Annotated in this window: 29 protein-coding genes and 1 pseudogene; 13 read left to right on the plus strand and 17 right to left on the minus strand. The window is 61.2% G+C overall.

The features are described from left to right. Both AC1DZE_RS14370 and AC1DZE_RS14375 read left to right on the plus strand, forming a co-directional pair. Positions 1–964 (plus strand): annotated as a pseudogene (locus tag AC1DZE_RS14370) (hypothetical protein); the annotation flags it as partial. Positions 965–992: 28 nt separating this feature from the next. After that, on the plus strand, positions 993–1,616 hold the full coding sequence (locus AC1DZE_RS14375) for a DUF938 domain-containing protein (RefSeq protein ID WP_477673594.1): 624 nt from the start codon (positions 993–995) through the stop codon (positions 1,614–1,616). A gap of 121 nt (positions 1,617–1,737) precedes the next feature. Here the strand turns inward: AC1DZE_RS14375 and AC1DZE_RS14380 are convergent, their stop codons facing one another. Further along, positions 1,738–2,451 carry an SOS response-associated peptidase gene (locus AC1DZE_RS14380; protein WP_477673593.1) on the minus strand — a complete coding sequence of 238 codons (714 nt, stop codon included), beginning with the start codon at positions 2,449–2,451 and terminating at the stop codon, positions 1,738–1,740. Between the two features lie 50 nt (positions 2,452–2,501). Between AC1DZE_RS14380 and AC1DZE_RS14385 the strand changes: the two genes are divergently transcribed. Then, positions 2,502–3,095 carry a pseudouridine synthase gene (locus tag AC1DZE_RS14385; RefSeq protein WP_477673592.1) on the plus strand — a complete coding sequence of 198 codons (594 nt, stop codon included), beginning with the start codon at positions 2,502–2,504 and terminating at the stop codon, positions 3,093–3,095. Between the two features lie 33 nt (positions 3,096–3,128). On the opposite strand, the gene AC1DZE_RS14390 is transcribed toward AC1DZE_RS14385, so the two are convergent. The 7 genes from AC1DZE_RS14390 to AC1DZE_RS14420 all read right to left on the minus strand — a co-directional run bounded on the left by AC1DZE_RS14390 (position 3,129) and on the right by AC1DZE_RS14420 (position 6,239). Beyond that, a complete protein-coding gene (locus tag AC1DZE_RS14390) occupies positions 3,129–3,452 on the minus strand; it encodes a DUF2200 domain-containing protein (protein WP_477700220.1) in 324 nt (107 codons plus the stop codon). 46 nt (positions 3,453–3,498) lie between these two features. Next, positions 3,499–3,825, minus strand: coding sequence for an ArsR/SmtB family transcription factor (locus tag AC1DZE_RS14395; protein WP_477673590.1), 327 nt, complete (start codon positions 3,823–3,825; stop codon positions 3,499–3,501). Between the two features lie 13 nt (positions 3,826–3,838). Next, positions 3,839–4,318, minus strand: a complete 480-nt coding sequence (locus tag AC1DZE_RS14400) for an SRPBCC family protein (protein WP_477673589.1) — start codon at positions 4,316–4,318, stop codon at positions 3,839–3,841. 224 nt (positions 4,319–4,542) lie between these two features. Beyond that, positions 4,543–4,950, minus strand: a complete 408-nt coding sequence (locus AC1DZE_RS14405) for a DUF1801 domain-containing protein (protein ID WP_477700221.1) — start codon at positions 4,948–4,950, stop codon at positions 4,543–4,545. Positions 4,951–4,983: 33 nt separating this feature from the next. Then, complete coding sequence (locus AC1DZE_RS14410) at positions 4,984–5,433, minus strand: DUF1801 domain-containing protein (RefSeq protein WP_477700294.1); 450 nt, start codon at positions 5,431–5,433, stop codon at positions 4,984–4,986. A 39-nt stretch (positions 5,434–5,472) separates the two neighbouring features. Next, entirely contained in the window at positions 5,473–5,907 is a 435-nt protein-coding gene (locus tag AC1DZE_RS14415) for an SRPBCC family protein (RefSeq protein ID WP_477674792.1), read from the minus strand. Then, positions 5,904–6,239 carry an ArsR/SmtB family transcription factor gene (locus tag AC1DZE_RS14420; protein ID WP_477700222.1) on the minus strand — a complete coding sequence of 112 codons (336 nt, stop codon included), beginning with the start codon at positions 6,237–6,239 and terminating at the stop codon, positions 5,904–5,906. Before AC1DZE_RS14420 ends, AC1DZE_RS14415 begins: the two co-directional genes overlap by 4 nt. A gap of 266 nt (positions 6,240–6,505) precedes the next feature. On the opposite strand from AC1DZE_RS14420, the gene AC1DZE_RS14425 reads away from it, so the two are divergent. The 3 genes from AC1DZE_RS14425 (at position 6,506) to AC1DZE_RS14435 (ending at position 8,409) form a co-directional block, all read left to right on the plus strand. Beyond that, positions 6,506–6,721, plus strand: coding sequence for a hypothetical protein (locus tag AC1DZE_RS14425; protein ID WP_457279148.1), 216 nt, complete (start codon positions 6,506–6,508; stop codon positions 6,719–6,721). Positions 6,722–6,749: 28 nt separating this feature from the next. Then, positions 6,750–7,673, plus strand: a complete 924-nt coding sequence (locus tag AC1DZE_RS14430; RefSeq protein ID WP_477700223.1) for a peptidoglycan DD-metalloendopeptidase family protein — start codon at positions 6,750–6,752, stop codon at positions 7,671–7,673. A gap of 214 nt (positions 7,674–7,887) precedes the next feature. Further along, a complete protein-coding gene (locus tag AC1DZE_RS14435) occupies positions 7,888–8,409 on the plus strand; it encodes a hypothetical protein (protein ID WP_457279150.1) in 522 nt (173 codons plus the stop codon). A 150-nt stretch (positions 8,410–8,559) separates the two neighbouring features. Here AC1DZE_RS14435 and AC1DZE_RS14440 read toward each other — a convergent pair whose 3' ends face one another. After that, positions 8,560–8,925 (minus strand): RcnB family protein, encoded by a 366-nt coding sequence (locus AC1DZE_RS14440; protein ID WP_477648905.1) that lies wholly within the window; start codon positions 8,923–8,925, stop codon positions 8,560–8,562. A gap of 176 nt (positions 8,926–9,101) precedes the next feature. Between AC1DZE_RS14440 and trxC the strand changes: the two genes are divergently transcribed. Continuing rightward, positions 9,102–9,539 (plus strand): thioredoxin TrxC, encoded by a 438-nt coding sequence (trxC, locus tag AC1DZE_RS14445; protein WP_477673750.1) that lies wholly within the window; start codon positions 9,102–9,104, stop codon positions 9,537–9,539. A 116-nt stretch (positions 9,540–9,655) separates the two neighbouring features. Here the strand turns inward: trxC and AC1DZE_RS14450 are convergent, their stop codons facing one another. From AC1DZE_RS14450 to AC1DZE_RS14465, 4 genes are all read right to left on the minus strand, one after another. Continuing rightward, positions 9,656–10,210: a DUF2242 domain-containing protein gene (locus AC1DZE_RS14450; protein WP_477687814.1), complete on the minus strand. Its 555-nt coding sequence runs from the start codon at positions 10,208–10,210 to the stop codon at positions 9,656–9,658. Between the two features lie 168 nt (positions 10,211–10,378). Continuing rightward, on the minus strand, positions 10,379–10,936 hold the full coding sequence (locus tag AC1DZE_RS14455; protein ID WP_477674659.1) for a hypothetical protein: 558 nt from the start codon (positions 10,934–10,936) through the stop codon (positions 10,379–10,381). Positions 10,937–11,043: 107 nt separating this feature from the next. After that, positions 11,044–11,838 carry an oxygen-binding di-iron domain-containing protein gene (locus AC1DZE_RS14460; protein ID WP_477687817.1) on the minus strand — a complete coding sequence of 265 codons (795 nt, stop codon included), beginning with the start codon at positions 11,836–11,838 and terminating at the stop codon, positions 11,044–11,046. Between the two features lie 246 nt (positions 11,839–12,084). Further along, positions 12,085–12,687, minus strand: coding sequence for a hypothetical protein (locus AC1DZE_RS14465; RefSeq protein WP_477671518.1), 603 nt, complete (start codon positions 12,685–12,687; stop codon positions 12,085–12,087). Between the two features lie 389 nt (positions 12,688–13,076). Between AC1DZE_RS14465 and AC1DZE_RS14470 the strand changes: the two genes are divergently transcribed. Then, on the plus strand, positions 13,077–13,733 hold the full coding sequence (locus AC1DZE_RS14470; protein ID WP_477673934.1) for a GDSL-type esterase/lipase family protein: 657 nt from the start codon (positions 13,077–13,079) through the stop codon (positions 13,731–13,733). Between the two features lie 8 nt (positions 13,734–13,741). On the opposite strand, the gene AC1DZE_RS14475 is transcribed toward AC1DZE_RS14470, so the two are convergent. The 3 genes from AC1DZE_RS14475 to AC1DZE_RS14485 form a co-directional block, all read right to left on the minus strand. Continuing rightward, entirely contained in the window at positions 13,742–14,314 is a 573-nt protein-coding gene (locus AC1DZE_RS14475) for a CinA family protein (protein WP_477671516.1), read from the minus strand. A gap of 300 nt (positions 14,315–14,614) precedes the next feature. Continuing rightward, positions 14,615–15,214, minus strand: coding sequence for a hemerythrin domain-containing protein (locus AC1DZE_RS14480; RefSeq protein WP_477700224.1), 600 nt, complete (start codon positions 15,212–15,214; stop codon positions 14,615–14,617). A 155-nt stretch (positions 15,215–15,369) separates the two neighbouring features. After that, complete coding sequence (locus AC1DZE_RS14485; protein WP_477672853.1) at positions 15,370–16,266, minus strand: helix-turn-helix domain-containing protein; 897 nt, start codon at positions 16,264–16,266, stop codon at positions 15,370–15,372. Between the two features lie 72 nt (positions 16,267–16,338). On the opposite strand from AC1DZE_RS14485, the gene AC1DZE_RS14490 reads away from it, so the two are divergent. The 3 genes from AC1DZE_RS14490 (at position 16,339) to AC1DZE_RS14500 (ending at position 17,730) form a co-directional block, all read left to right on the plus strand. Then, positions 16,339–16,785, plus strand: coding sequence for a nuclear transport factor 2 family protein (locus AC1DZE_RS14490; RefSeq protein WP_477700225.1), 447 nt, complete (start codon positions 16,339–16,341; stop codon positions 16,783–16,785). Positions 16,786–17,065: 280 nt separating this feature from the next. Then, positions 17,066–17,503: a universal stress protein gene (locus AC1DZE_RS14495; RefSeq protein WP_477671512.1), complete on the plus strand. Its 438-nt coding sequence runs from the start codon at positions 17,066–17,068 to the stop codon at positions 17,501–17,503. A 26-nt stretch (positions 17,504–17,529) separates the two neighbouring features. Further along, positions 17,530–17,730 carry a YgaP family membrane protein gene (locus tag AC1DZE_RS14500; protein WP_477672850.1) on the plus strand — a complete coding sequence of 67 codons (201 nt, stop codon included), beginning with the start codon at positions 17,530–17,532 and terminating at the stop codon, positions 17,728–17,730. Positions 17,731–17,751: 21 nt separating this feature from the next. Here AC1DZE_RS14500 and ylqF read toward each other — a convergent pair whose 3' ends face one another. After that, a complete protein-coding gene (gene ylqF, locus AC1DZE_RS14505; RefSeq protein ID WP_477672849.1) occupies positions 17,752–18,726 on the minus strand; it encodes a ribosome biogenesis GTPase YlqF in 975 nt (324 codons plus the stop codon). Between the two features lie 278 nt (positions 18,727–19,004). On the opposite strand from ylqF, the gene AC1DZE_RS14510 reads away from it, so the two are divergent. Together AC1DZE_RS14510 and AC1DZE_RS14515 are read left to right on the plus strand one after the other, a co-directional pair. Next, the gene (locus AC1DZE_RS14510) at positions 19,005–19,280 is read left to right on the plus strand and encodes a hypothetical protein (protein WP_477671509.1); all 276 of its coding nucleotides are present in this window, start codon (positions 19,005–19,007) and stop codon (positions 19,278–19,280) included. A gap of 21 nt (positions 19,281–19,301) precedes the next feature. Next, complete coding sequence (locus tag AC1DZE_RS14515) at positions 19,302–19,526, plus strand: oxidoreductase-like domain-containing protein (RefSeq protein ID WP_477672848.1); 225 nt, start codon at positions 19,302–19,304, stop codon at positions 19,524–19,526. The last annotated feature ends 168 nt before the right edge of the window (positions 19,527–19,694 follow it).

A 19,694-nucleotide genomic window follows, 5' to 3' on the forward strand; every position in this document is an offset into this window, starting at 1 on the left:
AGCCCAAGTACCCAAGGAGCCCAAGTACCCAAGGCGGGTCAGCTCAACTAAGCTCGATCCCTACGCTGAGAAGCTGGCCACCTGGCTGGGAATCGAGGCAACAAAATCGCGGAAACAGCGGCGCACTTTGAGGCAGATCCACACAGACTCAGCCCAAAAAGGAGAAAACCAAGAACTTATCCACATCGTGAGCACCTTCTGCTCACAAAGAGTGTGGGTCAAAATTCGATGGAAAACTCGGGTCAGACTTCGGTGCAATTCAACACTTCGGCCGAAGTGGGTTTCCTCATCCGCGAATCCCACCGTGCATTTCGACCAATTTCTTCACGCTTACTATTATGTGAAAGTAAGAGACGAGCGCGATGAAGAAGAAAGTCGGAGAAGCGTGGAACTGGTAAATCAGTCGTATATAAAAAATCGAGAGAACCCCACCGAGGCTTTGCTCAACGCAGCCAGATGGTGGGCCTCATTGAAGGAGGCACCCTACGGGGAAGATATATTTATCAGCACTGTTGCGCCATCTATGGAGCAACAGTTCAAAGAACTCGACCAATGGACTCTCAATGATTTCCAGGTTACCTTTCAAAATGTTCACGCATTTAAAGCACACGCTCGCCAGATCAAGAACGCTAAGCTCGGATTGCCTAAAGGGCACACGGAGGTTATAGACCAGCGAGTTAACCGGGTGGCCGCTTGGTTGTGGAGTCAGCCACGAGACGATTCACAACACACCATCTTGCAACTTCTGCAATTCTTGGTTTTGGGTACATCTCAAGAAGACGTTGCGGAGAGGCTATGGACAGTAACTACCGATCCACTTTGGAGATTCGATCATTTTGGCCCCAGCACACTAGGCGAAGCACTAGGTTGGGCACGTCCCGATCAATTCCCACCAAGAAACAATCGCACAAATAAGGCTCTCAGAGCCCTAGGCCACGACGTCCGACTATTCTCGACCTCCTAATAGAGTTGCACTTCAGAACTCCAATGCTATGCCTCTGCTCAAATTTAGCCCAGCCGCAGATCGCAACAAGCAGCCCATCCTCGATGTCCTGCGCGAAATCTTGCCCACACACGGCAACGCACTAGAAATCGCTTCAGGCACTGGCCAACACGTAGCCTGGTTCGCCGCAGCCCTAACGCAATGGACATGGCAGCCTACCGATGCGATGCCTGCCTCGATGGACTCCATCTCTGCGCGAATCACCGAACAGGGCTTGCGCAATGTGCGCCCTCCCCTTGTGCTCGACGTGATGGCATCCGAGTGGTTGCCGAGCGCCGAACAATTCGACCTGATCTACTGCGCCAACATGCTGCACATCTCACCCTGGGCGACTTGCGCTGCGTTGATGCAGGGCGCTGCACGCCATCTGGCGCCGGGTGGTGTGCTGGTGACCTACGGGCCTTATCTGGAAGACGGTGTACCCAGCTCTGAAGGCAACCTCAGCTTTGACCAGAGCCTGCGCGCGCAAGACCCCACTTGGGGCATCAGACACAGGGAAGATGTAGAGCAGGAAGCCGCGCGCGCCGGCCTACTGTTGCAAGCCCGGCACGCTATGCCGGCCAACAACCTGCTGCTGGTTTGGGCCAAATCACAGCAGTCAGCAAAACATTAACTACGCACTCGTCGGCGGAAAACTGAATTCGCTATTATTTTTATAGCTGCTCGCGCTTTCCCATCAAGGGCTACAGCATCATTTCTAATAGATTTTCGTTCTAACCCGGTTAGCGTGGCGATCAGCGGCTTTTCTCAACCGGGTTGGCGGTCAACCAATTGGCCGGATAGGCCCGCATGAACTCCCTGGCCTTTTCCGTGCGGGCGCTGAGCCAGGCATCGTAGGCGCCCTCGTTCAGAATCGCCAGCATCCGTTTTTCGTTGCCGGGCTGCTGGTATCGGCTCATCAGGGCGTGGCTGTTGGCATTCACTGTGAGCAGGGTATAGCTGACGATGACTTCGCCATCCGCGCCTGTCCAGCTCTCCCACAGGCCCGCCACACCCAGGGGTTGGCCATCTACCCGGGCAATGCGCGTGGGCACGGCCTTGCCGCTGCGCCAATCGTCTTCCATGAAGGCCATCATCGGCACGATACAGCGCTGCCCGGCCAGCCAGGCATCGCGGAAGTTGCTGGACGTGGTGACGGTTTCCGAGCGGGCATTGATCAGCTTGGTCGAACGCAGCTTGGCGTCTGACGCCGACTTGACCCAGCGCGGCACCAGGCCAAACTGCCCGGCCACCAGCTCGTGCGAAAGCAGCGCGCGCGCGGGCTGTTCAGCGTCTTTGGCCTCTTGAACCTCTTCGGCTTCTTCGGCTTCATCGACTTTTATCGCGCGGATAAAAACACCCGGCTTGCGCGGCCACACATTGCGTTCCACGGGCGAAGCGGGGGCGGCTACCCCGAAGGCATCGGTATAAAGCGTGGCGGTTTTGATGCTCTCGTATTGGGTACTCATGCGGCGATGCTATCGCAGTGCCGCTACCGGGGCATGGTCCAATGACACCCATGCCCAGCCCCAGCTTCATTCCGCCCACCGCTATCGGCATGCCGCCACGCCTGATTTGCTTCAACAAGCCCTATGGCGTGCTGAGCCAGTTCACGCCGGAAGGCCGCTGGCGCGGGCTGAAGGACTTTATTGCCGTGCCGGAGGTGTATGTGGCCGGCCGGCTGGATGCGGACAGCGAGGGCCTGCTGCTGCTGACGAGCGATGGCGCGCTGCAGGCGCGCATCAGTGACCCGCGCTTCAAGATGGAAAAGATTTACTGGGTGCAGGTCGAAGGCGTTCCCGACGAGGCCACGCTGGCCGCACTGCGCCAGGGCGTGCAGCTCAACGACGGCATGACGCGCCCCGCCAACGCTCGGCTGATCGACACACCACCGGGCCTGTGGGAGCGCGAGCCGCCTGTGCGCGTGCGCAAGGCGATTCCGACGGCGTGGCTGGAACTGGGCATTCGCGAGGGGCGCAACCGCCAGGTGCGGCGCATGACGGCCGCAGTGGGCTTTCCGACTTTGCGCCTGATTCGCGCTTCCATCGGCCCTTATGCGCTGCAGGGCCTGGCGCAGGGCAGCTGGCGTGAGGCGCAAGAGCAAGTGGAATAGAAGGTGGAATGGGACAACACGCCGCAGAAGTTACTACCGCAGGATCTTCTCCATCGCCTTTCCTTTGGCAAGCTCGTCAATCAGCTTGTCCAGCCAGCGTATTTTTTGCATCAGCGGGTCTTCGACCTCTTCTACGCGAACACCGCATACGACGCCTTTGATCAGCGACACGTTCGGATGCATGGCTGGGGCCTGGGCGAAGAAAGTTTCGAAATCATTCTGCAGCTTGATTTGTTTGTCCAGCCCCTTTTGGTCGTAGCCGGTTAGCCAGCAGATGATCTGGTCGACTTCTTCCTTGGTGCGGCCTTTGCGCTCAGCTTTTTGAACCAGCATCGGGTAGACCTTGGCAAAAGCCATTGTGAAAATCTTGTGCTGGGGCATCGTCATTCCTTCTGCAAAGCGGCTATGCCTCTGCCTCGAGCGAGGCCTTCAGCCGGCCCAGGGCTTGGTCCCACTGCTGGGCGATCAAATCGAGTGAGCGGCGGGCTTCGTCGAGCTGCTGTGGGTCAAACTGCCACAGGCGCTCTCGCCCCACTTTGACGTGATGCACCAGCCCCGCGTCGGCCAGCACATGCAGGTGCTTGGTAACGGCCTGGCGGGTAATGTCGGTGGTGGTAGTGAGCTGGGCAATTGACACGGCGCCGCCCACGCAGAGCACGGCCACCAGTCGCAGGCGGGTTTCGTCGCCCAGGGCGGCGAAGACGCCTGCGGGGCCGGGCTGGGGGGTCAAGACTTCAGAGGTTTTAGTGCGAGGTGACATATTTCTGGATATTGTCCATCTGGCCTTCCCAGCCGCCGGTGTTCATGCGGATGGCCTCTGCGCGCCGGGCTACGGGAATCTTGTCAAAGCCTGATTCCACCACGCTGAGCAGGGTGCCCTTGCCGGTGTCTTTGAGCGTGAACTCGACCAGCGTGGTGGGCTCTTTTGAATAGTCGATGGCCGGGTCTACCGCGTAGGGGTGCCAGCGGTAAGAGAACAGCTTTTCGGGCTCAATGCGCTCAATGAGCACGTCAAACACCACGTGCTCGTAGCCCGGAATGGTGATGTTGCCTTGCACCTGCTGGCCGGCGATAAAGTTTTTGCCCTTGAGCGCCACGCCGAACCAGCCGCCAAATTCTTCGGCGTTCACCAGCGCGCGCCAGACCCGTGACACGGGGGCGTTGATCAAGGTGCTGCGTTCGATGCGGTCTGTAGATGAAGACGATGTGGTTGATGAAGTCATATATGCAATCTCCTGGTTGCATTTATTATGCGCAAGCCAATTCAAAAGCGCAATAAAATGGTTGCATTAATTTGAAACCATTTTTATCGCCTGCGATAAATTGCAACCAGATGGGGAAACTGCACGCTAAATGCTTACCCAGCGCGTGAGAGCGTCGCACGGCTCACGGTGGTTTCGCCGATCGGGATTCCCCAGGGACGCGCGAAAGTGGCGCCGGAGCCCGTCTATTTGGCCGATGGCTTGTTCAGTGCCGCGGCATCGCGTATCAATGCCTTCAGCGCTTTCTCATCGACCTTGTCGCCCTCATGAAAATCAATGGCGCGGCGGGTGTTGCCTTCGAGGCTGGAGTTGAAGAGGCCTGAAGGGTCTTCGAGCTTTGCGCCCTTGGGGAAGGTCAGCTTCACGGCTTTCTTGTAGGTCTCGCCGGTGCAGAGGATGCCGTCTTTAGACCACACGGGTACGCTCCACTTCCATTCTTCGACCACATGGGGAACTGCCTGCGTGACGATGGCCCGCACGCGGGCGAGCGTCTCGCCGCGCCAGTCATCGAGGCCTTTGATCTTTGCGTCTATCAACTCAGAAGCCGAGCCCGATTCTTTTGCTTCAGCCGGCGCACTTTTGGTTTTGTTCATGTTGTTGCTCCATTCTTCATGCCTGGTGTTCGTTCACATCTTTTCGCCGGGCAACTGGCTGGCCTGTTTCACCCAGTCAGCTAACTGCGCTTCGTCGAAGGGGTCGTCTTCATGGATGTCGAGGTAGCGTGTGTCTTTGCTTTTCGACTCGCCAGGAGGAACGGGGCGCAACGACGTACCGCGAAAAAATGCCACCTTGACGTACTTCGTGAAGCAATGAACGCTGAGGAACCAGCCTTGGTCCTCCACACCGTAGAAGGGTGAATTCCATTTGACGGCCTTGTGCACACCAGGAACAGTGCGCACGATGAGCGCGTCAAGGCGTTGGCCGATGTCGCGCTTCCACCCCGGCATGGCCGCGATGTAAGCCTGCACGGGTGCATCGCCCTCGCCCTTGGGAATCTGCGGGTTGCCGCCTGAGAGCAGGGCCGGCTTGCCTGCCTTTGCCGCCACCCTGCTCGCATCGGGCTTCTTCTTGGCCATTGCATTCATCTCAATGCCTTGTGTCGAAGACCCGGGCAGTCAACCTGCCCGCGCCAGAACCTGTTCGAGCTTGGCAAAGAACTGCGGCCAGCCGTGCTTGGCGCCCTGGTAGGCCTGCTCCTGGTCCAGCCGGAAGCCCGACTGCTCCATGCGCAGGTGTGTACCCGTGCCTGTGGGGGTAAGCGTCCAGGTGACGACGCTTTCAAGGCCATAGGCGGCCCAGGTGTAAGACAGCGTTTTGTCGGGCTCGATGGCCAGAACCTGGCATTCGACAGCGCCCCAGTCTGCGCGCAGGCTGAAACGCTGGTCCATGACGGGCTTGAAGTCGTTCTTCATGAGCCACTCTTCGATCAGGTGCGGCTGCGTGAGGGCGCGCCAGATTTTTTCGGGCGGGTAAGGGATCTCGCGCTCGACGACGACGGCGCGTGTTTCAGTGGAGGCAGTGGTGGTGTTAAGGGTTGCGGTGTTGCTCATTGGTCCATCCTTTTCAAAAGTGATTCGAGATGATCGATGCGGTCGTTCCAGAAGGCGCCATAAAAACTCACCCAGTCGCGCAGGACGGAGAGCGCCAGTGGCTGGGCGCTGTAATGCGTTTCGCGTCCCTCACGCCTGTCGTCCACCAGCCTTGCCTGCTTCAGGATGCGCAGGTGCTTGGACACCGCCGGCTGCGACACGCCCGCGCGGTCCGTCAGCGCACGCACGGTTTGCGCCCCGTCCTGGGCCAGGCGCTCAAAAATCGCCCGGCGTGTCGGGTCGGCCAGGGCTTTGAAAACTTCGTTGGCTACCTCGTTGGAAACTGGTTGCATGCCGAAAGCATAACCCGATGGTTATTGGTTTGTCAACCTGCCTTGCATCCAGAAAGTGAAAGCCCCGGGATTCGGCCCCTTCAACATGAGCGTGACCTGAGCGTGACCTGAGCGTGACAACCCGTTGCCATCATGGAAGGCAGTTCATGAACGCCGCCATTCAACAATGCCGCCTTTCTCTGACAGACAAACGCTTGCGATGCGTGCCAAATGGGTTTCAAGCGCCGCCGTTGGAGGCGCATAACGACCCCTTCCAGGAGATAGCCATGCCCCAGTTCGCCATGATTACCGGTGACGTGACTTACACACCGGGTGACGGTACGCCCATCGAGATCCCGCGCGTGCGCGTGGAAGTTGCGCTGGAGCCGGACAGCGCCACGCTCAGCTGGGACGCCGGCGACGGTGTTGCCGCCGTCACGGCGATTCCGCGCATCCAGTTTGACGACTACGTGAGCAAAGGAAAAATTACGCTCACGCAGTAAGCGCCGCGGCGCCGCAATAATCGACTCCATGCCTGTCAGCTCCTCACGCTCCACTTTCCTGCCTTTCTTGCCATCCCTGCAGCCCTCCCCGCCTACCCGCCGCTCAGTGCTGCTGGCGGGCGCGGGTTTGCTGGCCTTGCCTGCTTCATGCCTTGCCGCCGCACCCGCAACCACGGGCGTCTGGCCCACCGCGTCGCAGGTTCCCGGCGGCATTGCCCGGCTGCCGCTGGGCCCGGCGGCGGTGCGGCCCGCGGCGCAGGCCGGTGGCGTGCCCTTGCTGGTGCTGGGTGACCCTGCGGGATGGACGGCGCTGGTAGGCATTGCGCTGTCTGCAGAGCCCGGCGAGGCGAGCATCTCGGTGCTGGCTCCTGACGGCAGCCAGCAGCAGCTTGCCTACACCGTGGCGCCCAAGCATTACCTTGAGCAGCGCCTCAAAGTAGCGCCCGGCACGGTAGATTTGTCACCTGAAGACCAGGCGCGCTACGAGCGCGAGCGCGCGCACCAGGAGGTGGTGATGGCCACCTTCAGCGAGCCTTTGCCGCAAACGCCGCTGCGCATGCAGGTGCCGGTGCCGGGGCGCCGCTCCAGCTCGTTCGGGCTGCGGCGCGTCTTCAACGGGCAGTTGCGCAACCCGCACAGCGGCATGGACATCGCCGCCGCCACAGGCACGCCGGTGGTGGCGCCGCTGCCCGGCCGTGTCATTGACACGGGCGACTATTTCTTCAACGGCAACACGGTGTGGCTGGACCACGGCGGCGGCCTGCTGAGCATGATGTGCCACCTGAGTGCGATTGGCGTGGCCGTTGGCGACACACTGAAGACGGGCGAGCGCCTGGGCGCCGTGGGTGCCACAGGCCGCGTCACCGGGCCGCACCTGCACTGGGGCGTGATGCTGAACCGCGCCATGGTGGACCCGGCGCTGTTTCTGGGGGCCCGGGCAGGCAGCGAGTAACTGTGAGCAGTGGCGAGTAGCGGCAGGATAATTATTGGAAAAAGTGGCCAGAACCCAATAGGGCCTTGCGAAAGAAGCTATTAAAAGCATAGCGCCTGCCCGGCGGAAACAGGCGGCAACCGAATCTGGACCGGCCCCTCTAGCCCGGTAGGTCGCACTCACTAGGGAAAACATTGATGATGAATCATTGTTCAACCCCTTTGAAGGAAACACCATGACCGCCAAAAACCTGTCTACCGTTGCAACCGACCTCATCGAGTCTTCCGGCAACACCGCCCGCCACGTGATCAACGCCTACCGCGCCGGCGGCGAGCGCGCAGTCATCCTGCTGGAGCAGCGCTGGAACCGTGCCCTGAAACAGTCGCGCACCGAACTGACAGCCGAAACGGCCAAAAACGCCACGGCAGCACAACTGGCCTTCAGCGTGTACTACACCAAGGGCCTGATGCTGACGACCAACGGCGCACAGCAAGTGGTGAGCCAGCTGGTCAAGGTTCTGGAGAGCGGCGTGGAGCGTGCTGCCGCCAATGCCAGCCTGTTTGAAGAAAAAACCGGCGTGACCACTCTGAACACGCTGGCCCAGGCCACCGCACCGGGCGCCCTGGCACTGAGCAAACTCGCCGCGCAGATCGAGCAGAAGACCGCCCAGCTCGCCAGCAAAATTGCCGGCGACCAGGCCAGCACCGCCAAGCGCAAGACGGCGTTTAGCCAGCGCCGCACCGCCAAGGCTGCCTGAGCATTTCTGAATAAAAGGGGGCCGTAGCCCTTTACCGGCGGGCGCAAGCAGCTATCAAATCAGTAGCGTATTGAAGCAGTGCATTGACCCCAAAAGAAAAAGCCGCCTTTCCAGGCGGCTTTTTCATGCGCGGAATTCTCCGGCTACTGGCTACTGGCCCAGATAGATCTGGAAAATAATGCCGGTGTTGTTGGCGACCAGCACATAGTCGCCGCCGGTTTGCACCCAGTGATAGCCGGGAGGCGGCGCGCTCAGCCGATGGCCGCGCCAGTCGTCTACCCAATAGCCCCGGTCGCGGTATTGCGCCGGCAGGCGGCCACCGCGGTAGAAGTTGTGATCGGGGCCCGCACCACGCCCGCCGGCCTGGGAATGCGGCGGCGGGCCGGCGTGGTGGTGTTTCGCTTTTTTGTGGCCATGGCCGCGGCCGTGGTCGTCATCCTTCCCCTTGGCCATTGCCAGCCCGCTGAAAGCGAGGGACGCTACCGCCAGGGCGGTCATCAAGGTTCTGGTTTTCATGTGGATCCTTCTCTTTGTAGTGAAACTTGATTGTTCGCCCGCAAGAGGCCGGCACGCGTAGGAAAAGCGCCTGTTCACGGCGCTTTACCCGGCGTTTGCACGGATTTAACGCCGCCACCCGGCCAGGCGACCTCCGCCGCGCTTGAAATGCCGGCCACGGCCCCCAGTTGCGCCTGATGACTGACCCCCTCCACATCGTCTGCCCGCACTGCCACACCACCAACCGCGTACGCGCCGACCAGCTGGGCAGCGAGCCAACTTGCGGCAGCTGCAAGAAGGCGCTGTTTACCGCGCATTCCGCCGCGCTGGACGAAGCCGCATTTGACAAACACATCAGCCGCAACCAGATTCCGGTGCTGGTGGACTTCTGGGCGCCGTGGTGCGGGCCGTGCCGGCAGATGGCGCCGGCCTACGAGCAGGCGGCAGCGCAGCTGGAGCCGCAGGTGCGTGTGGCCAAGGTAGACACCGAAGCGGTGCCCAACCTGGGCGCGCGCTTCAACATCCGCAGCATTCCCACGCTGGCCTTGTTCAAGGGCGGCCGTGAAGTGGCGCGCCAGGCCGGCGCCATGGGTGCGGCCGACATCGTGCGCTGGGTGCAGGGTAATTTACGCTGAGACCATCAGCCGGTGCTATGCTTTTTATAGCTGCTTTCGCCCGTCTGTATTAGCCTTCTGGCACTTTTCCCAATAATTTTGCGCACCCGCGCCGGGGGCGCGTTCACTGCGCTCAATCAGTCGAGCGCGGCGTCCGCCACCAGGTAGCGCCTCACCAGGTCAAAAAAGCGGTCGTAAAAATCATCGGCGGTGATGGTTTCACTGCCTACCTTGACCATGGACTCATTGCTCGACGTGAAGGGCAGCGAGACGGAGCCGATGGCGCCCACACCCAGGCTGGCGGAGTTGTTGGTCTTTTTCATGGCGTAGCTGTCCTGCAGGGCCGTGACAAAACCCAGGCTCACTTTTCCATCGGGCGTCTCGGGGGCGCACACCACGCGAACCACCATTTGCAGGTGCGCCTCGGGCTCGGGCTGGAAGGCTTTTTGCCCTTCCACCAGTTCGGCGCTGGCCATGTTGATGATGTAGCCCTGGCTCAGCAGTGCACGCCGCGAGGCCTCGCAGGTCCGTGCCGGGGTGGCGTCGAAGAGGCGCGAATAGGTCTGGGTGGAGGCAAACTTTTCCTGCAGCGGAAATGCTTTGGCGCCGGTGACGCAGCCCGTCAGCAGGGGCGACAGGCCGCATGCTGCCAGCAGCACGGCGGGGAGTCGGCAGGATTTCCAGAGTTGCATCAAAAGGGGAGCTTTCACAGGGGTATCCACAGAGATAAGAGGAGTCTCATGCACAACGTGTCACGATACCTCCAATACCTCCGTTAGAGGCACCGGCTCACGCATCGGGTGCGTCGCAGTTGTAGCAAATCGTTCGCGAGGCCGGCGGAGTGCCGCCAAACAGGCCCGCTATTTCCTGTCCTGGCCTGCCGACCAGAAGATGCCGCTCCATTCCAGGGGGTTCAGGCTGCGTTCACGGTGGAAATTGATGTACGCACCGCCCGGCAAATCCCACTGCACCAGGGGACCTTCAAGAATCGCAAAGGTGGTTGATTTGTGGGCTACACCGTACTGTCTGACCAGTTTGTCGCGCCACGCACCATGGCGCCACCAGGGCACACGCACCATGGTGTGCGTGAGTTTTCCCTTTGCAAAGAAAAGCAGCACGCTCATGGCCGGCAAACCATCGACATGTGTCACGGTGGAATAGCACACGCGGTCGCCCAGGCGCGGTGCAGACGAGTCGTCATAGCAGCGCAAAAATACATTGGGAAAAAGCTTGCGCGCGGCTTTTTCATCGGTGGCACTCGTGAGCTTGTCATATTGCATCTCGACAGCCACGTAGTCCTCACGAAAGTAATCGCGGTAGTCCTTCCACCTCTCGCGGTTGAAGAAGCAAAGAACGGCGATGGCCGCCAGCAGCACGACCAGGACCGCGGCGACCCATGTCCTCAAATTTCTGTTCATTGTTGATGAATCCCTGAATACTGCCCCATGGCAGCTCGGGCCATTCTAGTGAGGGTATTGGATTTCCATCAGCCGGCTGTAGCAGACTCCTGCCTGATCCCACCGGCTCAAGCCACCGCCCGGCCGTTGATCTGCCCGGTGGGCACCTGGTAGTTGCGCTCGTCAAACAGGTCAATGCCGCATTTCAGCGATTCCGCCCAGTCAAAAAACTGGCCGATGGCCGGGCCTTTGAGCGGCGCGCCGTGCTGGGGCACCAGCATGGAAATATCCAGCCGGCGCGCCATGGCCACCCACAGGCGCAGAACCTTGTTCGACACCATGTAGCGCTTGTGGAAGCCCTCCATCAACGGCAGATGGGGCTTCAGGTCGGTGACGGGCACCTGCGCCGTCCGGCCTGACATCATCGACACACCGAGATCACCGGTGAACAGGATGCGGCTGATGGGATCATAAAAATGGAAGTTGCCTTCCGAGTGCAGGAAGTGCGCGGGCAACAGCCACAGCTCGCTCTGCCCCAGCGGCAACCGCCCGCCGCTGTCGGGCACGCCGACCAGGCGCTGCTCGGTCTTGCCGACCTTGGTGAAGTGCGGCACAAAACGCTCCCACACACGCGAGATCACCAGCTGTGCCGGAGTGGACGTGAGCCAGCGGTCCAGCGAGGCAATGATGTCGGGGTCGGCGTGGGAGGCGATGATGTAAGACAGTTTTTGCGGGCTGAAGTGGCGCGACATGCCCAGGAACAATTCGTTGAACGCCAGGTTGCCGCCCGGGTCGATCACGGCGCCGGTGCCGTTGTCGACAATCAGGAACTGGTTGGACTGGACGGCATGCGCGTCTTCCTCGATCAGGTCGGTGAACATCAGGCAGGCATGCCTGTCGTCACGGTAAAGCTCTATGGGCATAGCTGAATGCGTGCGGCGACGCAGAAAAAAAAGCCACTTTATAAGCCGCCCGCTGCTCGCGTATTGATGCAGGTCAATGACACGCCTGAAGCGTGCGCCCGCCGCCCACGCCGGCGCAACACGCGCGATGCAGCAGGCAAAAAAAAGGCGCCGGCGCCTCAATAGGCACCGGCGCGCCTTGCTTGCGCATGGCAGCTGTCCAGGCACCGCGTGGCGGCGCCCCCGAACAGCGCTTTACTTAGCCGCTTAACCGCGGCGGCGGTTGTTCATCATGCGTTCCACGTCGTCGCGCAGCGATGTCAGCTCGTTGCGCAGCTGGCGGCGCTCCTGCGCGGTCACCACGCCGTCGGACTTGAATTGGGCCTCGTGGCGCTCAATGCGGCGTTCACGCTGGTGCAGCCTGGCGGCTTCGCGTTGCGTGATGTGACCCGTGCGCACGCCTTCGTCAATGCGTTGGCTGATCTGGAATTCACGGTTGTCGATGCCGGGGGTATTGCCGGCATTGCCAGGCCTGCCCGCCACATCGCGGTTGTTCATCATGCGTTCCACTTCGGCGCTGAGGCCGTCCAGGTCAGCGCGCAGCTGCTGGCGCTCTTGTGGTGTGGCAACGCCGTTGGATTTAAAACGCGCCTCGCGAGCCGCGATCTCCTGGTCGCGGCGGTACAGCACCTGCGCTTCGGACGGCGTGATGTGGCCGGAGGCCAGACCCTGCTGAATACGCGCGCTGATGGCTTGCTGCGCCTGGTCAATGCCGGGTGTATTAGTACCCTGCGCCATGGCAGGTGCAAACCCCAGCCCGGCGAACAGGGCTGAGGCTAACAACGAGACAGTGAGGAATTTCGATTTCATGGGGTTCTCCTTGGAATGCTTGTGCGTTTGATTGCCAGCAACCCGGTGGGCAACTTGCGGTGGCGGCTATAAATCTCCGTCTCGGCAAGCGGCCGTGGGGGCTGCTCCTGAATCGCTGCTTTCAAAGGCCTTTGCGCTTCAGTAAAACCATTGTTGGCCCGCTCTTGTGAATACCGTGTAAGGCAAACGGAGCTTTACCCCGTCATTACGCAGTGATTACCCTTGCATTACCTCGCGCTTGCAGTGGTGTCCAGATGCGCTTTGGCATGGTTAGACTGTGCGCATGCTGATCATCCCTTCGCTGAGCCGCAAGCAGCTGCATCCGGAAGACAAGGCGCCGGCCGCGCACCCGGCTCCACCCGATAACCTGAAATAAACCGGCACGACGCATGGACTCGCATCACCATTCCCTTCGCCGCCAACTCCTGCTGGGCGCTGCCTGCTCTGCGCTGCTGTTGGCTGCGGCTTGCTCCAGAAAAGCCGGGCCCAAAGGCAAGACCCTGCCCAAGGAGGCCACCCTGCTGTGCCTGGGCGATTCGCTGACCTTTGGCTACGGCGCCCCGGCGGGCGCCAGCTACCCGCAGCAGCTGGAACTGCTGACCGGCTACATCACGCAGAACGCGGGCATCAACGGCGACACAGCGGCCGGTGCGCTGGCACGCCTGCCGGCGCTGCTGCAGGAAAACAAGCCAGGCCTGGTGCTGGTGTGCATTGGCGGCAACGACTTTCTGCGCAACATGCCGCTGGACAGCACCCGCGCTGCCATCAGGTCGATTGTGCAAACCGCCGCTGCCAGCACGCAGGTGGTGCTGATCGCGCAGCCCAAACCCGTGCTGCTTTCTGCCGCGATGGGCTCACTGAAAGACCATGAGGTGTATGCCGAGGTCGCCGCGGAAACAGCCACCCCGCTTTTTGCCGATGCCTGGTCTTATGTGCTGTCACGCAGCGAATTGCGTTCTGACCAGATCCACGCCAATGCGGAAGGCTACAAGGTGTTTGCCGGGCGTTTGGCCGACTGGCTGCGCGACAGGAAATTTGTCGCCTGACGGGTTTGTCAGCCGGTGCGGTCGCGCCTGGCTGCCGTTTCAAGAAACGCCGCGTGGCGCGCCGGGATCTGCGTGAGCGCATAGGCAGCCGCCTGCTCGCGGATGCTGTTGCGGTCACCGCTGAACCTGCGGGTTTCGGTGAACACCGCGTCCCCACGTCCATCACGCCCCGCAAACATCCAGGCAAAGCACTGCGTGCCGGCGGGAATCTTCGGGTCGGTGCCGTCGGTCACGCCGGTGTTGGCAATGGCCATGGTGGCCTCGCTCTTTTGCATCGCGCCGCGCACCATCTCGGCAGCCACCTCTTCGCTGGTGAGGTTGCAGCGCTCGATGGTTTCTGCTTTCACCCCAAGGCAACGCTGTTTGGCCCGGGGTGAATACACCACATAAGCCGACTCCAGCAAGGACCCCGCACCCGGCACATCCGCGAGGTGTGCGGCGATCAGGCCTGCGGTGCAGGACTCGGCGGTGGCCAACACCAGCGAGTGGTTTTTCATGTAAGCCGCGACGGCCCTGAGCTGGTTGCTGCTGGCGTCGCGGGAGGACTGACGGGAAGGCGGACTTGTGCTCTCAGGCGTCATGGCGTGCGGCCCAGGCGGCACCTGAACCTTTAGCGGAGATATCCAGACTATGCGTTGCCGGTGCCCACGCGGCCAGAGCGTGTTGCTGACGGCCTTGTAGGAATGATGTGCGCCCCGGCGCAGGACCCTGCCCGCTTGCGGCTCCGCCATCACCCTACACAAACAGAAGCCCGCAGAGTCATGCTATTGATTTCATAGCTGCTTGCGCACGGCCTGACTGGTCCGCAGGCTCACGGGCAGACGGATTCGCGTCAGGTACGTATGACAGGCTACATGCCCGGTGCCGGCCCAGGGCAGGCTTCAGCCATCACCCAGCCCGATGGGCGCCGGCGCCTCCATCACGATGCGTGTGAAAAGCCGGTCATACACCGGGTCGGCCGCGTGCTTGCCGGCAAGCGGGTCGCGGTTTTGCTGGAAGGCGGCGTCCAGCTCTTTCCAGTCGGCCTCGGTGAGCACTTTTTCAGCCTCGGGCAGGATGATCGTTTCTTCCAGCCGCATGTGCTCCAGGTAAAACTCGACGTAACGTTTGCACTGCGCCTCGAACTCGGGCTTTCGCTGCTCGCCCAGCAGCTCCCAGGCCAGCAACAGGTGCTGCAGTTCACGCACAGCCTTCTCGCCGCTCATGTGGTCGCGCTCCAGCTGCTGCACCGTAGCCATGACCGATGGCGCGGAGCGCACCACACGCGGAAACAGCAGGTCTGACTCCTTGGGGTGATGCAGGCGCTCGGGGAACTCGTCGATATAAAACAGCATGGCCCGAAAGACGTCGAAGAATTGCTGCGCACGGTCGCCCGGGCCGCGCGCCACCATCAGCTGCATGGATCGCAGCATGGCGGAAAGGGAGGCGTGCTCATCGAGGATGATCTGCACGCTGGCATGTTTGTGAATGGCGGTCTCCAAGGTTATCGGCGAATTGCCAATAGCGCCCAGAATGCCTCCAGGCACCGCCGCCGGCCTTGACGAAGATCAAACGGCGTGCACTTGGCGCATCATCCGCCTGCCAAGCAAGCCAGCTTCGACGACAAGCGTGGTCGGTGGACTTGTGCAGACCTTCCCTAGCGGTAACCTGCACGAAACTCCACCGGGGTACATCCAACCTCCCGTTTGAAGAACTTGGTAAAGTTGCTGGAGTCGTCGAAACCCAGCTCGTAGCCTATCCCGGCGATGGGCATCCCGGTGTGTGCAAGTAGCCGCTTGGCCTCCAGCGAAATCCTGTTCGCCACAAACGCTTTCGCGCTAACCCCCGCAACATTCAGGGTGACGCGAGTCAACGTTCGCGTTGTGCAGCCGATGGCATCGGCATATTGCGCCAAGGTATGCCACTTCGCAAACGATTGATCCAGGAGGAGCCGAAACCTCCGAAAACGATCCAGCTCCGAAGGCCGGACGGTGCCATCGCTGCGTTGTTGCTGGTGCGCCAGAACCAGCCGCAGGAGCACGGTGCAAAGCTGGTGCAGCAACAGGGCCTGAACCTCTGGCTGGCCGGCTTGCAAGCCCCCGTCCAGGTGCATCTGTGCCATGGTTTGCTGCAGCAACCGGGCCTCGGCGTCATCAAAAGTGAGCTGCACAGGCAACTCAGCCACAGCCTGAACCAGGCCGAGCTTCCCCATCTTGTCCTGCGATGCAAAAAGCTGTTCAGGGCGAAATAGAACGAGCCAGCCGTCCCAGGGTGTTGTCACATCGAACTGCTCGACCTGTGACGGATGCAAAACCAGCACAGAGCCGGGCGAGCAGCGGACGGGCTCGAAGTCCACCACATGCGTGCATTCGCCGCGCCTGACGAAGATCAGTTCATGGAATTCGATGCGGTGCGGCCTGCGCAGCTCTTCCGCCGGAGCGCGGGCACGCAGCTCCCGCATCGCAACCACCTCGATATCGAACGCGTAGCTGGCCGGCGGCGCGTAGCCGATCCGCTCCAGTGTGTCATTCGCCCCGTCAATATTTCCATTCATGTCCGATTATTACCATTTTTAGACAGCTTTCCACCGTGACGCCAAGGCGAGCGCAACGTACAGTTTTACCTGATGACACCTGAACCAATGCAGGGCCATCACTTATTTCAACCAGCAGAGAAACAGATGACTACTCCAATCGAAATTGCACAAAAGTACATTCAAGCCGTTCAATCCGGCGATCAAGCCGCGCTAGGCGTCCTCCTGGCACCGGACATCGTGTGGCACCAGCCCGGGCGCAATCGCTTCTCCGGCACGCACAGGAGCGTGCAAGCCGTTGGAACGATGATCGGCAAGATGATGGAAGTGTCCAAGGGAACATTTGCGATCACCCGCGCGCATCGCTTCATGGGGAATGGCGCATGGGTCACCGTGGAGCTTGAGTTCGAGGGACAGCGCGACGGCTTGCGGCTATCTCAGCATGGCATCGACTTGCTGCGCATCGAAGAAGGCAGGATCGTCGAAGCCAGGCTGTTCTCAAGCGATCCTGAGCAGGAAGATGCGTTCTGGGGTCACTAACTCCCCTCATCCGACAGACTCTATTGTTTCCTGTCGCTGAGTGACACTGAGGCTGCCCGTAACTTCTCCTGCATTCGGTGGATTTTGAAACCGACATCGCCGCACCGCGCGGCGTCACATCACGAACCGTGGCAGGCAATCCGCCCCGTCCCCTCCCCGATTGAGGCGATGACTTGACCTGCATCAAAGCCGTTTGGCGGCAGCGACCTAAAGTGGAACCGCCCTGCTCAAGGTTTGCCGCACCGGCGATGAGCCGCCCAGGATGACAAGGAGATTTGCCATGTTCAAACATATTCTTCTACCGACCGACGGCTCGCCCGCTTCGGATCGGGCAATTGCACAGGCAGTGACTTTCGCCAGGGAAGCCCAGGCCAGGATCACGGGTTTGCATGTGATGCAGGAGTTTCACCTGCTGACCTATCGGGTCCAGATGCTGGAAGACACACGGGACCAATTCATGAGGGAATGCCAGGCGCAGGCAGAGGCATTCCTGTCTGCGCTGAAAGACGCCGCCGACAAGGCGGGCGTGCCTTGCGAAACCGTTTGCGTCGCAGGCGACCACCCCTACGAAACCATCGTCCGGATGGCAGACGGCAAAGCTTGCGACCTCATCGTGATGGCCTCGCACGGCCGCAAGGGAATCACCGGCTTTCTCCTGGGCAGTGAAACCCAGAAGGTGCTGTCCCACAGCAAAAAACCGGTGCTGGTACTGCACTAGAAACCACTTTACCAAAGGAGCTCATCATGAACAAAAACGCAGGCACCGCCGACCGTGCGGTGCGCATCGTGGCGGGACTCGTCATCCTCAGCCTGTATTTTGTGGTGGACCCCGCCTGGCGCTGGTGGGCGCTGCTGGGACTCGTGCCCCTGCTGACAGGGTTGTTGGGCTGGTGCCCGGCGTATACGCTGCTTGGCATACGGACCTGCAAAACAGGCCCCAACTGATCCCGCGCGCGGTGGCCGGTCTCAGGATTCTTCGAATCCGGACCTGCCGGATTTATCCGGCCGCGGAATCTTCTTGAACTTGATCAACCGGTTGGTTTCGATCTTGTCTTTTTTCACCTGGCGCTCGGCGTCGAGCAGCCGGCCGGCGGCCGCCCATTCGGCAAACTCGTCAGGCGTTTCCAGGGTCACACGGCCCAGCGTTCCCGCCCGGAATTCATAGATCACGATCTCGGCGGCCTTTTGCAGGTTGACCCGGCCCTTGGAGAGCACCGCGCCGCGCTTGCGGCCAATTTCTTCGAGCAGTTGCTCGTCGGTAATGCCTGGCGTGACTTCGACCTTGTAGCGCGCCTCCAGCAAGGCCGGGTAGTGCTTGATCAGGTAATCCAGCAACTCGAGCGCGACCTCTTCCTCGTTAAAGGCATTGCGGCCAATGGCGCCGCTGGCGGCCAGGTTATAGCCGCTTTTGGCCACGATGATGCGCGGCCAGAGCATGCCGGGCGTGTCCCATAAATAAAACCCGTCGGCCAGCACCAGGCGCTGCTCGACCTTGGTGATGCCCGCTTCGTCACCGGTTTTGGTGGCGCGCTTGCCGGTGAGGGTATTGATGAGGGTGGACTTGCCGACGTTGGGAATGCCGCAAATCAGCACCCGCATCGGCTTGACCATGGTGCCGCGAGTGGGCGCCAGCGCGTGGCAGGCATCAATGAGGCGGCGCGCAGGCGTGGTCTCGCTGGCGTCCAGCTCAATCGCGCGGGTGGCGGGCAGGCTGTTGTAGTGATCCAGCCAGAGCGGCGTGCGGGTGGCGTCGGCCAGGTCGCGCTTGTTGAGCACCTTGAGCGCCGGTTTGGCGCTGGTGAGCTCGGCCAGCATGGGGTTGGCGCTGGAGCCGGGCAGGCGCGCATCAAGCAGTTCAATGACGACATCAATTTCCTTGATGCGCTCACTGATGGCTTTTTTGGTCAGGTGCATGTGACCGGGAAACCACTGGATGGCCATCGGGATCTTTCTTAGGGTGTTCGGGTTCAGATGGAACCGGGGCGGGAAGACCCGGCTCAATTCCCCAATTGTCGCCGCAGCGGGCGGCCCCGCCGCCAAGCCGGTACGGGGGACATTCCGGGCCTGCCTCACCTGCTTGCGGCCCAATGAAGGACAATCGGGGCATAGACAGATGTAGCGGCTGCGACCAGCCGTAATGCGCCCAGGCTCATCGGGGCCGCTCCAAGCCGCCCCGAAGCCCTTCCCATCCATCTCCGACCTCCCCTATCGAGCCCCTCATGCCCCTGCCCGCAGCCCCCGACAAAAAACCCGTGATCCCGGCCCGCCGCCTGGCCGCTTCCGCCCTCAAGGCCAATAACGAACTGATGATCAAAGGCATCCTGTGTGTGCTGATCGGCCTGGGTGTGGTGGTGTCGCCCTACTTCATCACCTCACCGGGCATGCAGGGCATCGTCGCCAAATCGGCCCTGGTGGGCTGGTTTGCCCTGGTACTGGGCTGCGCATTCATCGGCCTGTACGCCCGCCGGCGCATGGCGGCTTCCGCCAAACCCTGACACGGCACCCACACCAGGCCCATGCCCGAAAGCCCTGCTGACCACAGCGCCGCCATGGCGATCTTCAGCACCCTGCAGGAGCGCGCCGCTGCTGCGGGCATCCGCTTGCGGCCACCTCCCCCAAAGCCCACCACCTGCTGCGGGCGCGGCTGCAACGGCTGCGTGTGGGAAGGCTGGTACGCGGCCGTGACGTACTGGCGTGAAGACGCCGAAGAAGCGATTTTTAAATACCAAATCGGGCTCTAGCCCAATACCAACTTGCGCCACCAGCTACTGAATTGATAGCACCCCGTGAGTTTCGATAGGGGTGTCCCTGTTCACCAGCAGGGGCCGCGGAACTGGCTTCGCCAAGCCGCAGGCGCCGTCCCCTGCAAGGGGAAAAGGCACTACACGAAGTGAGTGCCGATAGGGGTG

The organism is Polaromonas sp. P1_F1, assembly GCF_056405795.1.